Raw genomic sequence first — 13,695 nt, forward strand, 5'->3', positions numbered from 1 at the left:
TTCAGGAGCCTGTTTCCGAGTGTAGCGAGCTGACGTTCCGTCATGTTGCTGGAGTTCGTGACTGGCAGCGCGTGATTGCTGTTGTGCTGATCATGCAAGACGATGTGCGGCCTGATGTCTGGGCGAGGGAGCTGGAGGAGATGCTGCTGCGGGTCGGTCACCGGTTCGGCCGGGCCGACCTGCGGCGGCGGATGCGCGCGTATGTGCACGGGCTGCTGGGGTCGGTGGGCCGGAAGAACAGCTGGCAACTCGCAGAACATGCAGGTCACAACACACCACATGGGCTCCAGAACCTCCTGAACCGGGCCCGGTGGGACGCGGATGAGATCCGCGACGACGTGCAGGCATACGTCGCCGAACGGCTCGGCGAGGACGGCGGCGTACTCGTGAGCGACGAGACGGGCTTCCTCAAGAAGGGCGACACCTCAGCCGGGGTGCAACGGCAGTACTCGGGCACGGCAGGACGTACCGAGAACTGCCAAGTCGCCGTGTTCGCCGCCTATACCTCGTCCCGGGGACGCACCCTGGTGGACCGGGAGCTCTACCTGCCCAAGTCCTGGACATCCGACCGCGAACGGTGCCGGGCGGCAAAGGTGCCCGACGACCGCGGCTTCGCCACCAAGACCGAGCTGGCCCGAACCCTGGTCACCAGGGCGCTGTCCTCACCACTGCCCGTCTCATGGGTGACCGCGGACGCGCTCTACGGCCAGGACTGGCACTTCCGCCGCATGATCGAGGAGGCTGGCCTCGGTTACGTCGTCGCCGTGCCGAAATCGCAGCAGGTCAAATCGCTTGCGGGATGCTGGCGCATCGACCAGCTCGTCGTCGACGCACCCGATGACGCCTGGGAACGGCTCTCGTGCGGAGACGGCGTCAAGGGCCCGCGTGTCTACGACTGGGCGGCCGCGCAGCTGCCGGCCGTCCCGTTCTTCGACGGCGGTGAGCCCTCCCACCGCGGGTGGGTGATGGCCCGCCGCAGCATCGCCCGGCCCGACGAGATCGCCTACTACCTCGCCCACGCACCCACCGGCACCACCGCGGACCAGCTGGTCACCGTGGCCGGCAGCCGCTGGTCCATCGAATCCTGCTTCCAGAACGCGAAGAACGAGTGCGGCCTGGATGAGTACGAAGTCCGCCGCTACGTGGGCTGGTACCGGCACATCACCCTCGCCATGCTCGCACACGCCTTCCTCGCCGTCATGACGGCCCAGGCCAGAACCGAAAGGGGGGCCGCAGAAACGGATCACCCCTCGCCCCGCTCAGCCTGGCAGAAATCCGCAGGATCATGGCAACTTGCGGCACCGGCCACCACCGCCCTCGCCACACCGGTCACGCACTGAGATGGTCCCACTGGCGCAGCCAACACCAGGCCACCGCCATGCGCTGCCACTATCACCGACGCACCCGGTATCACGAACTCCAGCAACATGACGGAACGTCAGCTCGCTACACTCGGAAACAGGCTCCTGAACAGCAGGAATAGCGAACTGCAACTGGAGTACTAGTACTGCAACGGTGCTTGCTGTGATTGGTGGCCAGTTCGGTCGTTGGCGTGGTTATGGGTGGAGACCTTGCTGATGTCAGGTTGTGGGCGGGTGAGCTCGAGGTGGTGCATGAGCGGTTCGTGCATCGGTTCAGCCGGGAGGAGCCGTGTCAGTCGGCGCTGGCGTATATGCGGGGGCTGGTTGCTCCGCTGGAGCGTAAGAACGGCTGGACACTGGCGGAGGAGGCCGGGCATAGCGGTCCCGATCGCATCCACCGGCTGCTGAACTGCATCGAGTGGGATGCCGACGAGGTCCGTGACTACGTCCGTGACTACGTCGTCGAGCACCTCGGAGACGAAGGCGCCATTCTGATCGTTGATGACACCGGCTTCCTCAAGAAGGGCATCCGCTCGGCCGGGGTCCAGCGGCAGTACTCCGGCACCGCGGGACGCACCGAGAACTCCCAGATCGGCGTGTTTCTCGCCTACGCCACCGGCCAAGGACGCACGCTCATCGACCGGCGGTTGTATCTGCCCACCTCCTGGACGGACGACCGCGAACGCTGCCGCCGGGCCGGCATCGACGACGACGTCGCCTTTGAGACGAAGGTGGCCATGGCCAAGGCAATGGTCCGCCGCGCGATTGCGGACCGGGTTCCGTTTCGGTGGGTGACCGCGGATGCCGCCTACGGCTTTTCCAAGGGCTGGCGTTTTGAGCTGGAGCAGGCCGATGTCTTCCACGTCATGGCCACCACCCGGCACGACACCGTCGTCACCCGCTGGGCGATCGACCACCCCGTCCACGAGCTGTTCACCAGGCTCCCCCGCCAGAAGTGAAAGCGCCGGTCCTGCGGCAGCGGGGCTCACGGCCTACGGATCTACAACTGGGCACGCGTCGAGGTCAGGCCCTGGCACCGGCCCGACCGCCGCCACTGGGTCCTCGCGCGCCGCAGCGTCAGCCGGCCTGGAGAGGTCTCCTACTACATCGCCTACTGCCCCGCCCGGACCACCCTCGACGACCTGATCCGCATCGCGGGCAGCAGATGGGCGATCGAGGAATGCTTCCAGAGCGCGAAGCAGGAGTGCGGCTGGACGACTACCAGGTCCGCCGCTACCCCGGCTGGCACCGCCACATGACCCTGGCCATGGCCGCCCACGCCACCTTGACCATCCTGCGGGCCCGCGAACTCGACACGGACAAAGCAGAAACGGATCCTCCGACCTCATCCACCTCAGCCTCGCCGAGATCAGACGCCTGACCTACCGCCTCACCCAACGCCGGCCCGTATCCGTCGAGTGCATCCTGCACTGGTCCCGCTGGCGCCGGAAAAGGCAGTACCAAGCCCGCCGCAGCCACTACAAACGACGCGGCCACACACCACCAGAAACTGCCCACCCGTCACAGCAAGCACCGTTGCAGTACTACGGCATCGCCACCAAGCTGGGCCTCGATAAGAAGGACTTCCAAGGCCCGGCTGACAAGGGGCGCGTGCCCGGCGTGCTGCCGCTGGCCCAGGACAAGAAGGTCATGGTGCTCGGCGGCGGTGGAGTGGGCGAGTCCGCGAAGGCCACGGCCCGCACCGCGATCGTGGACCTGGACGGCCCCCGGCCGGCCTTCAGGCCCGGCCCCCGACTGCCGGAGAAGAGCCGTTACCCGAACAGCGTGATCCTCCCCGACGGCACGCTGTTCACGACCGGTGGCAGTCGTGGCTACCCGGGCCGGAGCCGGGGCGGAAGCGACATCCTGCGCGCGCAGATCTACCACCCCGCCACCAAAACCTTCACCCGGGCGGCAGCCCCCGCGGTGGGCCGCAACTATCACACCGAGGCGCTGCTCCTGCCCGACGGGCGGGTCGCCGCCTTCGGCTCCGACCCCCTCGGCCCCGACTGGACGGCGTGACTGCTTCGACGCGAACTTCGGACAGCGACCGCATCCGTCGAAGGCGCGATGTGTGCACGTCCGGCAGGCGCGACAGGCGTCGGCGCGCCTGCCGGTACGGGGGCCGAGGGGGCACGTGAGAGCACCGGTCAGACGACGTGCGAGGCTGGCGCGTCCGCCCACCCCAGCGGGCACACGGTCGGGCTGCCCGCTGGGGTGGCGGGGGGCTCGCCGCCCGCCTCGTTGAAGGCGGTGAGCGCCTCGACGAGAGCCGCGCGCGGCTCCGGCTCCATGCGTTCGACGATCGAAGCGATCTCCTGATGGCGCCGCGCGGTGACGTTCTCGACCGCGAGCCGTCTTGCGTCGGTGAGTTCCAGCAGCGTCTCGCGCCGGTTCGCCGGGTTGAGCCGCCGGTGCGCCAGGCGGCTTTGCTGCTGTAGCCCTGCTCCATGAGCTGGAAGTATGCGGCCCGTTCCCGGGTCAGCTTCTTCCTGCCCTGCGGCTTCGTCCGGTCCTTGCGGATCTCGAACTCCATCGAGCACCCCTGTGAACTGGGGTGTTGCGACAACCGCTAGAACTCAAGGCCGGGAGGCGGGGCCTTTTCGTGTTCTCCGTAACCGTCGGCGGGCATACGCTGGACATCCAAGAGCACGACACCACACGCACTAGGCGGGGACCATGAGCGCTCTAGGGGAGAACGTCAGGAAGCACCGGCGGCTTGCCGGACTCACACAAGAAGAACTGGCCCACGCGGCCGGGGTCGCGCCGTCGACGGTAAGGAAGCTGGAACAGGGCGGAAACGTCCGTATCGAAACGCTTCACATTCTGGCTCGCGCACTGCACCTGAAGACCTCACAGCTTATGGCGTCAGGTACACCAGAACCTGTGCGCGCGGAAGATCCGACGCGCGTAGGGTTGGCCGAACTACGGAGTGCGCTCAATCCTGCTGCAAGCCTGACCAACACCGGAGGCGAACGGCCGAACGAAGATCCGAACCTCCCGGCACTATTGGAAGTAGTTCGCGCTGGTTCCGCTGCGTACGACTCGGACAACTTCGATTGAGTCGCCGGAAAGATGCCTCAGATCATCCGCGATGCGGATTCCGCTGTTGCCCACTTCGACAATGGAGATGACCTGTTCGCGCCGTTCCCTGATCATGTGCTCGACGTGTGTGCGGGTTCCGGTGATGGTGAGGATGTCGCGGATCTGGGCGGCCTCGGCTTCGGTCAGCTGTGGGTTGCCGATCTGTCGGCGAAGGATGGCCGCGTGCCGGGGTGCGGCCTCTTAGAGGGCGAGGGCGACGAGAAGGGTGTGTTTGCCCTCGCGGAGGTCTTCCAGGCGGGACTTGCCGGTGGTCTTCGGGTCGCCGAAGACACCCAGGAGGTCATCGCGTAATTGGAAGGCTTCGCCGAGTGGGAGTGCGTATGCGGACAGCTCCTTGAGCAGTTGCGGGGAGGTACCGGCGAGGGTGGCGCCGATGCGCAGGGGCCGTTCGATCGTGTATTTGGCGGTCTTGTAGCGGATGATGCCCAGGGCGCGTTCCAGGTCCGGGGTGGGGGTGCCGGTGGCGGTGACGTCCAGGTACTGGCCGTAGATCACCTCGGTGCGCATGGTGTCCATCACCGGTAGGACGGCGGCGAGTTGGGGACCGGTCAGACCGGCGGTGTGCAGGAGTTCACCGCTCCAGGCCAGGGCCAGGTCCCCGATCAGGAGGGCGCAGGAGGCGCCCAGGTGCTCGGCGGGTGGGTCATGGCGGCCGGCTGTATGCCGTGCGGTGAGGGTGCGGTGCATGGTGGGGGCGCCGCGGCGGGTGGTGGAGTTGTCGATGATGTCGTCGTGGATGAGGCAGAAGGCGTGGAACATCTCCAGGGCGGCCGCCGCGCGTATCACCGCCCGGGTGGGCGGCTGTGCGGTGGCCGCCTGCCAGCCCAGCACACACAGGATGGGGCGCAGCCGCTTACCCCCTGCGGCCAGGAACTTGGCCGTCATGTGGGCGGCTTCGTCCGGCAGGTCGTGCGCGAGCGCGGCTGCCGCCTTGCCAGCCAGAAATTCCTCAAGCACCTTTTCGACATGGCGGCGTACGTCGGTGAGGTCAAGCGGCTGCGGACAGAGTGCGGGAGTGGTGGTCATGCTCGCTCACCCGCCCCAGCCTGACCGTCGGTGCTTTCGGCGAGCTTGAGGGCTTCGGCAAGGAGGGTGTCAACGATGCGGGATTCGGGGACGGTCTTGATCACGTGGCCGTGGCGGTAGATCTGGCCTTTGCCGTTGCCGCAGGAGACGCCGAGGTCGGCTTCGCGGGATTCGCCGGGTCCGTTGACGACGCAGCCCATCACCGCGATGCGCAGGGGGTGGGGAAAGCCAGTGAAGGCGGCCTCGACCTGGGCGGCCAGTTTGTGGATGCCGACCTGGAGGCGGCCGCAGCCGGGACAGGAGACGATCTCCAGTGCCCGGGGGCGCAGGCCCAGGGAGGCCAGGATGTGGTTGCCTGCCTTGACCTGCTCGACCGGGTCGGCCGACAGGGAGACTCGGATGGTGTCCCCGATGCCCTCCGCCAGCAGGATGCCGAAGGCGACGGCGGATTTGATGGCGCCCTGGAAGGCGGGACCGGCTTCGGTGACGCCCAAGTGGAGGGGGTAGTCGCAGCGTTTGGCCAGCAGCCGGTTCGCCGCGATCACCGTGAGGGGGTCATGATGCTTCACCGCGATCTTGAGATCGGTGAACCCGTGTTCCTCGAACAGGGAGCACTCCCACAGCGCGGACTCCACCAGGGCTTCCGGAGTGGCAGCCCCGTACTTCGCGAGGAGGCGGGCGTCGAGGGAGCCTGCGTTGACCCCGATCCGGATCGGCACGCCCGCGGCTGCGGCGGCTTTGGCGATGTCGCCCACGCGGTCGTCGAATTTCTTGATGTTGCCGGGGTTGACGCGGACGGCGGCGCAGCCGGCGTCGAGGGCGGCGAAGACGTAGCGGGGCTGGAAGTGGATGTCGGCGATCACCGGGATCGGCGATCTCGCCGCGATCTTGGGGAGGGCGTTGGCGTCGTCCTGGGTGGGGACGGCGACGCGGACGATGTCGCAGCCGGCGGTGGTGACCTCGGCGATCTGTTGCAGGGTGGCGTCCACGTCGGCGGTCAGGGTGGTGGTCATGGTCTGCACGCTGATGGGTGCGCCGCCGCCGACGGGCACCGACCCGACGCGGAGTTGACGGGTGGGGCGACGGCGCACCGGAACCGGAACAGGCGGGGCAGACGGGGTGGGTGGGGTGGGCATGCCGATGTTGATCGTGGTCATCGGGCCCTCCCGGAGGCAGTGGGAGTAGGACCTGCGGCGGTGTGGCCTGGACGGTGGCCGGTGAGGGCATCCAGCACCGTCCGGGCGATGCCCGGCCCGTCCAATCCGGCCCGGGCCAGCAGCGTGGTGCGGGAGCCGTGGGGGATGAAGGCGCGGGGCAAGCCAAGCGTGAGCATCGGGGTAGTGACGTGGGCGTCACGGCAGGCCTGAGCCACCGCCGATCCCACCCCGCCCGTGCGGATGCCGTCCTCGATGGTGACGGCCAAGCGGTGGCGGGCCACCAGCGCGGGCAGGGCCGGGTTGACGGGGAGTACCCATCCCGGATCGGCCACTGTCACACCCAGCCCCTGCTCTTCCAGCAGTACGGCGGCCTCGAGGGCAGCGGAGGCCAGGGGGCCGATGGGGATGAGGAGGATGTCGAGGGGGCGGTGGGGGCTGCGGTACAGGATGTCGATGCCGCCGATGCGGGCCACCGCTTCGATATCGGGCCCGGCGGTAGTTTTGGGGATGCGTAGTGCGGTGGGCCCGTCCTGCACCTGGCAGGCGGCCTTCAGCAGGGACCGCAGCCGAGCCGGATCACGGGGAGCGGCGATGCGCAGGCCGGGCACCGCGGAGAGCAGGGCCAGGTCCCACATGCCGTGGTGGGAGGGCCCGTCGGGGCCGGTGATGCCGGCCCGGTCCGCCACGAAGGTGACCGGCAGGCGGTGCAGGGCAACATCCATGAGAACCTGGTCGACGGCCCGGTTAAGGAACGTGGCGTAGAGGGCGACGACGGGGTGGAAGCCGCCCATCGCCAGCCCCGCCGCGCAGGTGACCGCATGCTGCTCGGCGATCCCGACATCGAAGACCCGCCCGGGGAAGCGTTGCGCCATCAGGTGCAGGCCGGTGGGACGGAGCATCGCCGCGGTCAGTGCGACCACGTCCTGCTGCCCGGCCGCGATCTCCGCCAGCGTCTGCCCGAACACGTCGGTCCACGACAGCCCCGACGGTGTGTGGGGTGCGCCGGTGGCCGGATCGACGGATCCGACCGCGTGCAGGCAGTCCGCCTCATCCGCCTCCGCCGGACCGTAGCCCTTGCCCTTGACTGTTATCGCATGCACCATCACCGGACGGCCCAGCGCCCGCGCCCGCCGCAGCACGGCTTCCACCTCCGCGACGTTGTGGCCGTCGACGGGCCCGAAATAGGTGAAACCCAGATCGGTGAACACGTTCCGGCACGCCTGCATGCCACCGTCCTGTCTCAGCGCCGCCAGGTGGGCGGCCAGGGCGCCGGTGGTGGGGGCGTACGAGCGGCCGTTGTCGTTGAGGACCACGACCACCGGACGCCCGGAGGCGGCACCGATGTTGTTCAAAGCCTCCCACGCCATCCCACCGGTCAACGCCCCGTCACCGATCACCGCGACCACCGCCCGGTCGCCCTGGCCGCTCAGGGCATATGCCTTGGCCAGCCCGTCCGCGTACGACAGAGCGGTGGAGGCGTGCGAGTTCTCCACCAGATCGTGCACCGACTCCGCCCGCGACGGGTACCCGGACAGGCCCCCCTGCTGCCGCAGCGTGCCGAAACCCTCACGACGGCCGGTCAGGATCTTGTGCACATACGCCTGATGCCCCGTGTCGAACACCAGCGCATCCCGCGGGGAATCGAAGACCCGGTGCAGGGCCAGGGTGAGCTCCACCATCCCCAAATTCGGCCCCAGATGCCCACCCATGGCGCACACCTTCTCGATCAGGAACGCCCGGACCTCCCCCGCCAGCCGCGGCAGATCTCCCACCGGCACCGCCCGCAACTTCCCGGGACCGTCAAGGCCCGACAACACCGGGGCGCTCGTCTGCACAGGCGAGGACACGGCCATCAGGACCCTCTCTTCAACCGAGGTAGGGGTACCGGCGGCCGGGCCTCACCCGGATGCGTCATCCACCCGCTCCCGCCACAGCGACAGCGGACCAGAGCCCGACCGGCTATCACGCATCAAGCCGGAGGAAGGATCCCCACCCGGAGCGAACACGCAAACGAAAGGGGCACGTTCATCGGGAGCGCGGGGAGCACGCGGCGCATCCACCCCCGCCTGCATGTACCCCTGGCCTATAGTGTGCGCCCCGACACCCCCTCAACCGCCCCCGCACGCCCCGCCCGGCCACCCAACGGCAGGCTCCTCTGCGCGGCCGATTGCCGGCGGGGGGCACGTGCACCGTGTGGCGTAGCGGTGGGGAGTTGGCCTTGAGCGTCGTGGTCGGTGCAGATCTCGCGTCCATGCTTCCAGCTCATGACGGACATCTGCCGCTTCGCTTTCCTCATCGACGACTTCGTTGGCGGACCCGTCCCCGTCGAGGGGATGTCCGGGGACATGCGAACCGTGCCGCAGGTCTGCCATGCCTCCCTCCAGGTGCTGAAGGAACCAGACTCCCGCACTGAACAAGCAGCACCGTCAGATCGGGCGTGGCGTAATCGTCCGAGTCTTCCAGCATCGCGACCGACGACATCTCGTACGGGGCCAACGTCTCGGGGAGGCGGGGTTCGATCTGCACCCGCAGACGGCGGGTGGTACCCGCACGCTTGCCACGCGGGGCGGGGGACACCACGAGGCTGCCTCCGATGATCAGGCCCGTCGACACCTCGATCCGCTCAGCGACCTCACGCAGATTCCCCGGCGCGGATGCAGCACGGAAGCATCACAGCTGCCCACCTCCTCAACGGCGGCCGGTCAATCGTTACGGAACCGGCCCAGACCCCGCACGGCAGACACAAGCCAAACGGGCAACCGTGAGCCGCGAGAGCCTAGGAGATCCACCAGGAGAGCACGGGAACAAACAAACCCCAAAAATCACGGGCCCCTGCCACTCCCAGCGAGCACTACCGCGCCCACTGATGGGCACAAAAAGTACCCTCCGAAGCCGCGTTTCCGCAGGTCAGAGGGCATTTGATGGTGGAGCCTAGGGGAGTCGAACCCGGAACTGAGACCCTTCTCACCTGCGGTCTTACCCAAGAACCCGAACAATACAGCCCTCTTGTATCCTGCTGCGTCCTGTTGAGTCCTGCTCTGTTGGGGAAGGGTGCCCACTCGTGGGCACGGCGCACTCATCCATTGCATCAGCAATCACAGGGCATCGATATCCCTTACAAGGAGAGACTCCCCGGCGTCATGACGCATATTTGCGCAAATCTTTGTGCCTCGGCCACCAACAGCCTATCGAGACCCCGTCGACCGTGGGGGCGAGCGGTCGAGCGGTGAACCGACCGGTTTCAGCAGGTGGGCTCAGTCGTCGAGTTCATGTTGGACGCGGCGGGAGGGTTGGAAGGTGTAGAGGTCGAGGATGTCGGGTGGGTCGGCGAGGCCGGGGCCGCCGTTCTTGACCCAAGTGGTGATGTCGGCGGCGGCGTCGGGGTCGGTGACCTGACCGAGCCAGACGGGTCGCCCACCGGCCTGGCGGCCTTCGGCGGAGGGCTGGATGACGATGACGTTGGCGCGTTCGCAAGCGTCCAGGCAGTCGGTGCGCCGGACCATGGCGACCCCGGCCAGGGCGGTGCGCAGGTCGGTGAGCTGGGCTTCGTGGTCGAGGCGGGGGACTTTGGCCTGGGTGCCGCAGCAGCAACCACGGCAGACAGTGACGGTGGGTCGGGCCGCTCCTACCTTCGTGGCGGAGACGGCCCGGCGGGTGCGCTTGCTCATTGGCCCTCGGTGCCGGCGCGCTTCCAGGCGGCGTCGCGCAGCAGGCGCAGGCCGTTGAGGCCGACGATGACGGTGGAGCCTTCGTGGCCGAGGACGCCGAGCGGCAGCGGCAGGGTGGCGACGAGGTCCCAGATGACCAGGCCGGTGATGAACACCCCGGCGATGAGCAGGTTCTGCACCACCAGGCGGCGGGCGGCACGCGACAGGCTCACCACGGTGGGGACGGTGGCGAGCTCGTCGCGGACAATGACGGCGTCGGCGGTTTCCAGGGCGAGGTCGGAGCCTGCGCGTCCCATGGCGATGCCGGTGTGGGCGGCGGCCAGGGCGGGGGCGTCGTTGACGCCGTCGCCGATGACCAGCACCTTGCGTCCTCGGGCCTCCAGGCGGCGTACCGCTTCGACCTTGTCCTGGGGCAGCAGCCCGGCGTGGACGTCGTCGGCGACGATGGCGACCTCGGCGGCGAGGCGGGCCGCGGCGCGCGGATTGTCGCCGGTCACCAACAGCGGGCTGGTGCCTGTCAGCGTTCTGAGGGCGGCGACCGTGGTGGCGGCGTCGGGGCGGAGCCGGTCGGCGATGGCGAGGAGCCCGACCGGGATGCCGTCGCGTTCGACGAGCACGGCGGTGCGGCCGCCGTGCTCCAGCCCCTCGGCGACGGACGCCGCCCTGGCGGAGCGCGCGTCGGTAGCGCCGCCCAGGAGCCGGGCCGGGGCGCCGACCGCAACCGCGGCGCCGTTGATGGTGGCGGTCACGCCGATGCCGGGGGCGGAGTTGAAGTCCCGCGTCTCCCGGATGTCGAGGCCGCGCTCGCGGGCGGCGTCCACAATGGCGCGGGCCAGGGGGTGCTCGCTGGGGTGCTCGGCGGCGGCCGCCAGGGCTAGCAGGGCGTCCTCGTCGAGGCTGCTGCCGGTCAGGGGGCGGATGTCTGTGACGCGGGGGGTGCCTTCGGTCAGGGTGCCGGTCTTGTCCAGGGCGACCGCGTCGACCTGGCCGAGGCGCTCCATGACGACGGCGGATTTCACCAGGACGCCGTGGCGTCCGGCGTTGGCGATGGCGGACAGTAGCGGCGGCATGGTGGCCAGTACCACGGCGCACGGTGAGGCGACGATCATGAAGGTCATGGCGCGCAGCAGCGAGCTGGTGAGGTCGGCGCCGAATCCGACGGGGATGGCGAAGACGGCCAGGGTGGCGGTGACCATGCCGAGGGAGTACCGCTGTTCGACCTTCTCGATGAACAGCTGGGTGGGGGCCTTGGCCGCGGAGGCTTCCTCGACCATGGCCACGATCCGGGCGATCACGGAGTCGGAAGCGTCCCGCTCCACCTTGACCCGCAGGGCGCCGGTGCCGTTGAGGGTGCCGGCGAAGACCTCGTCACCGGCCTCTTTCGCGACCGGCAGGGGCTCGCCGGTGATCGTGGCCTGGTCGACCTCGCTGGCCCCGTCCAGGACCCGGCCGTCGGCGCCGACCCGCTCGCCGGGGCGGATGAGGATCGTGTCCCCCACAGCCAGGCCGGCCGTGGCGACCGTCTCTTCACGGCCATCGTCGCCCAGGCGGGTCGCGGTGGCCGGGGCGAGGTCGAGCAGGCCGCGCACCGCATCCTGCGTGCGGGCGGTGGCCAAAGCCTCCAGGGCGCCGGAGGTGGCGAAGATGACGATCAGCAGCGCGCCGTCCATCACTTGCCCGATGGCCGCTGCACCGATCGCGGCCACGATCATCAGCAGGTCGACGTCCAGGGTCTTCACACACAGCGCCGTGAGCCCGGCCCAGGCAGGCTCCCAGCCGCCCGTCACGTAGGCCAGTGCGTACAGCGGCCCCCACGTCCAGGCCGGGGCCCCGGTCAGCTGGAGCGGCAGCGCGATCTGGAACAGCACCAGGGCGGCCGCCGCCCAGCGGGCCTCGGCCAGCGCGAACACCCGGGTGCGGCGCTTGGGGGCGGCCGCGCCGTGCGCAGCCGTTGCCGCAACCGGTGCTGGTTCGGTAAGGGTGGAAGGCATGACGAATGGACCCTTCGCGGGCGTGGGGACTGCAATACCCCCACCATACAGGAAAGAATGAACACCTCTTCATTAGTTGTCTGTAGGATGGCTGCCATGGGTCATGGAGTCGACGACAAGAACGCTGCCACCCCGCGCGAACGGCTGGAGGCGGTGGGTGCTGGTGACGTCGCCGCCACATTGCAGGCGCTGGCCACGCCGTCCCGGCTGCGGATCCTCGCGCGCCTCCAGGAGGGCCCCTGCGCAGCCGGTGAACTGGCCGACGCGGTGGGGATGGAGCAGTCCGCCTGCTCCCACCAGCTGAGGCTGCTGCGCAACCTCGGCCTGGTTACCGGCGAGCGGCGCGGCCGCTCCATCGTCTACAGCCTGTACGACAACCACGTCGCCGAACTCCTCGACCAGGCGCTGTACCACGTGGAACACCTGAGGCTCGGTCTGCACGACGCCCCCGCAGGGGCCGATATTCCGGCAGCGGTCGAACCGGCCGTCGCCCCGCACTGACCTCCGCGCCAGCAGGCGTCATCTGTGCCCGAGTGCGCCTTGGGGCTGCTGCCTGTGTGAACGGCAGCATATGGCAGCGCTCCATGGAGGGTGCCGGTCGAGGTGTGTCGCCGCTGGCGTCACAGGGCTTCTGGCGTCTGCCGGGCGGTGGCCGTCTCGCGGGCGGGCGGGCCGATTGCCGCGCCAAGTACGGCGTTGTTGGGCAGGAGCATCTTGCCGTAGTCGCTGTGGAGTTCGATGAACAGCAGGGGCATGTCGGTGACTTCGCCCTCGATGCGGCCGCCGAGCGGGCCCGACTGGACACTGATCTTCTCACCGATCGTGAAGGGGTGCGCGACCAGCAGCACCAGACCGGCGAAGATGTTGCCGAGGACCGGCTGGGCGGCGATGTCCAGGATCACGCCGGTCAGTGCCCCTCCGACCAGGAGTTTTTCCCACGGGACCCGGACCAGGCTCAGTGTGCCGAGGATCACGAGTGCGTAGCCGGACAGCAGGCATATCACGCGCAGTGCGGCGGACCGGTTGTCTCTGAGCCGTCCGGTCAGCAGCTTCACCAGGTCGTCTGTGGCCCCGCGCACCGCGATCAGTGTGCCCACCAGGAAGACTCCCACGCTGATACCGGCGATCACCCGGGAGGTCATCGACTGGTAGCTGTCCGGATTGCCGAGCAGTCCGCCGAAGTTGAGCGACACGATGAGCCCGCCGCGGGCGAGCGACGTGGAGATGACGGCCCGCCTGGTGCGGATCTCCCCGCGCCAATGCAGGTGGTGTCCAACGGTGGCACTGCCTGCGGGTTTGTGGTCGTGGTGCATCGATGGGCCCCCAGCGGCGTGAACGTCGCGGAGCAGAGTATCCGCGCCCCGGGCCCCGGTTCGATTGCGGTGCC

Annotated in this window: 10 protein-coding genes and 2 pseudogenes; 5 read left to right on the forward strand and 7 right to left on the reverse strand. The window is 68.8% G+C overall.

The window, feature by feature from the left end; all coding sequences use genetic code 11:
• Positions 1-104: 104 nt before the first annotated feature.
• The 3 genes and pseudogenes from C9F11_RS45690 to C9F11_RS45700 form a co-directional block, all read left to right on the forward strand.
• Entirely contained in the window at positions 105-1,340 is a 1,236-nt protein-coding gene (locus C9F11_RS45690) for an IS701 family transposase (protein ID WP_249402407.1), read from the forward strand.
• Between the two features lie 218 nt (positions 1,341-1,558).
• Positions 1,559-2,742: pseudogene (locus C9F11_RS45695) on the forward strand (IS701 family transposase).
• A gap of 242 nt (positions 2,743-2,984) precedes the next feature.
• A pseudogene (locus C9F11_RS45700) lies at positions 2,985-3,362 on the forward strand (kelch repeat-containing protein); the annotation flags it as partial.
• 149 nt (positions 3,363-3,511) lie between these two features.
• On the opposite strand, the gene C9F11_RS48375 reads toward C9F11_RS45700, so the two are convergent.
• Positions 3,512-3,904, reverse strand: a complete 393-nt coding sequence (locus C9F11_RS48375; RefSeq protein ID WP_212767958.1) for a hypothetical protein — start codon at positions 3,902-3,904, stop codon at positions 3,512-3,514.
• Positions 3,905-4,040: 136 nt separating this feature from the next.
• On the opposite strand from C9F11_RS48375, the gene C9F11_RS45710 reads away from it, so the two are divergent.
• Positions 4,041-4,424, forward strand: coding sequence for a helix-turn-helix transcriptional regulator (locus tag C9F11_RS45710; protein ID WP_138968426.1), 384 nt, complete (start codon positions 4,041-4,043; stop codon positions 4,422-4,424).
• A 222-nt stretch (positions 4,425-4,646) separates the two neighbouring features.
• Here C9F11_RS45710 and C9F11_RS45715 read toward each other — a convergent pair whose 3' ends face one another.
• The 5 genes from C9F11_RS45715 to C9F11_RS45740 form a co-directional block, all read right to left on the reverse strand.
• The gene (locus C9F11_RS45715; protein ID WP_249402370.1) at positions 4,647-5,492 is read right to left on the reverse strand and encodes a polyprenyl synthetase family protein; all 846 of its coding nucleotides are present in this window, start codon (positions 5,490-5,492) and stop codon (positions 4,647-4,649) included.
• Positions 5,489-6,649 carry a flavodoxin-dependent (E)-4-hydroxy-3-methylbut-2-enyl-diphosphate synthase gene (gene ispG / locus C9F11_RS45720; protein WP_138968428.1) on the reverse strand — a complete coding sequence of 387 codons (1,161 nt, stop codon included), beginning with the start codon at positions 6,647-6,649 and terminating at the stop codon, positions 5,489-5,491. Before ispG ends, C9F11_RS45715 begins: the two co-directional genes overlap by 4 nt.
• Positions 6,646-8,502, reverse strand: coding sequence for a 1-deoxy-D-xylulose-5-phosphate synthase (locus tag C9F11_RS45725; protein WP_138968430.1), 1,857 nt, complete (start codon positions 8,500-8,502; stop codon positions 6,646-6,648). The genes ispG and C9F11_RS45725 overlap by 4 nt, the downstream gene beginning before the upstream one ends.
• 1,401 nt (positions 8,503-9,903) lie before the next feature.
• Complete coding sequence (locus C9F11_RS45735; RefSeq protein WP_138968432.1) at positions 9,904-10,317, reverse strand: (2Fe-2S) ferredoxin domain-containing protein; 414 nt, start codon at positions 10,315-10,317, stop codon at positions 9,904-9,906.
• On the reverse strand, positions 10,314-12,308 hold the full coding sequence (locus tag C9F11_RS45740) for a heavy metal translocating P-type ATPase (protein WP_138968434.1): 1,995 nt from the start codon (positions 12,306-12,308) through the stop codon (positions 10,314-10,316). Before C9F11_RS45740 ends, C9F11_RS45735 begins: the two co-directional genes overlap by 4 nt.
• A gap of 96 nt (positions 12,309-12,404) precedes the next feature.
• Between C9F11_RS45740 and C9F11_RS45745 the strand changes: the two genes are divergently transcribed.
• Positions 12,405-12,809: a metalloregulator ArsR/SmtB family transcription factor gene (locus C9F11_RS45745; RefSeq protein WP_138968436.1), complete on the forward strand. Its 405-nt coding sequence runs from the start codon at positions 12,405-12,407 to the stop codon at positions 12,807-12,809.
• A gap of 119 nt (positions 12,810-12,928) precedes the next feature.
• On the opposite strand, the gene C9F11_RS45750 is transcribed toward C9F11_RS45745, so the two are convergent.
• Positions 12,929-13,621 carry a mechanosensitive ion channel family protein gene (locus tag C9F11_RS45750; protein ID WP_138968438.1) on the reverse strand — a complete coding sequence of 231 codons (693 nt, stop codon included), beginning with the start codon at positions 13,619-13,621 and terminating at the stop codon, positions 12,929-12,931.
• Positions 13,622-13,695: the final 74 nt, after the last annotated feature.

This window comes from Streptomyces sp. YIM 121038 (assembly GCF_006088715.1).
In the GTDB taxonomy this organism is placed as follows: domain Bacteria; phylum Actinomycetota; class Actinomycetes; order Streptomycetales; family Streptomycetaceae; genus Streptomyces.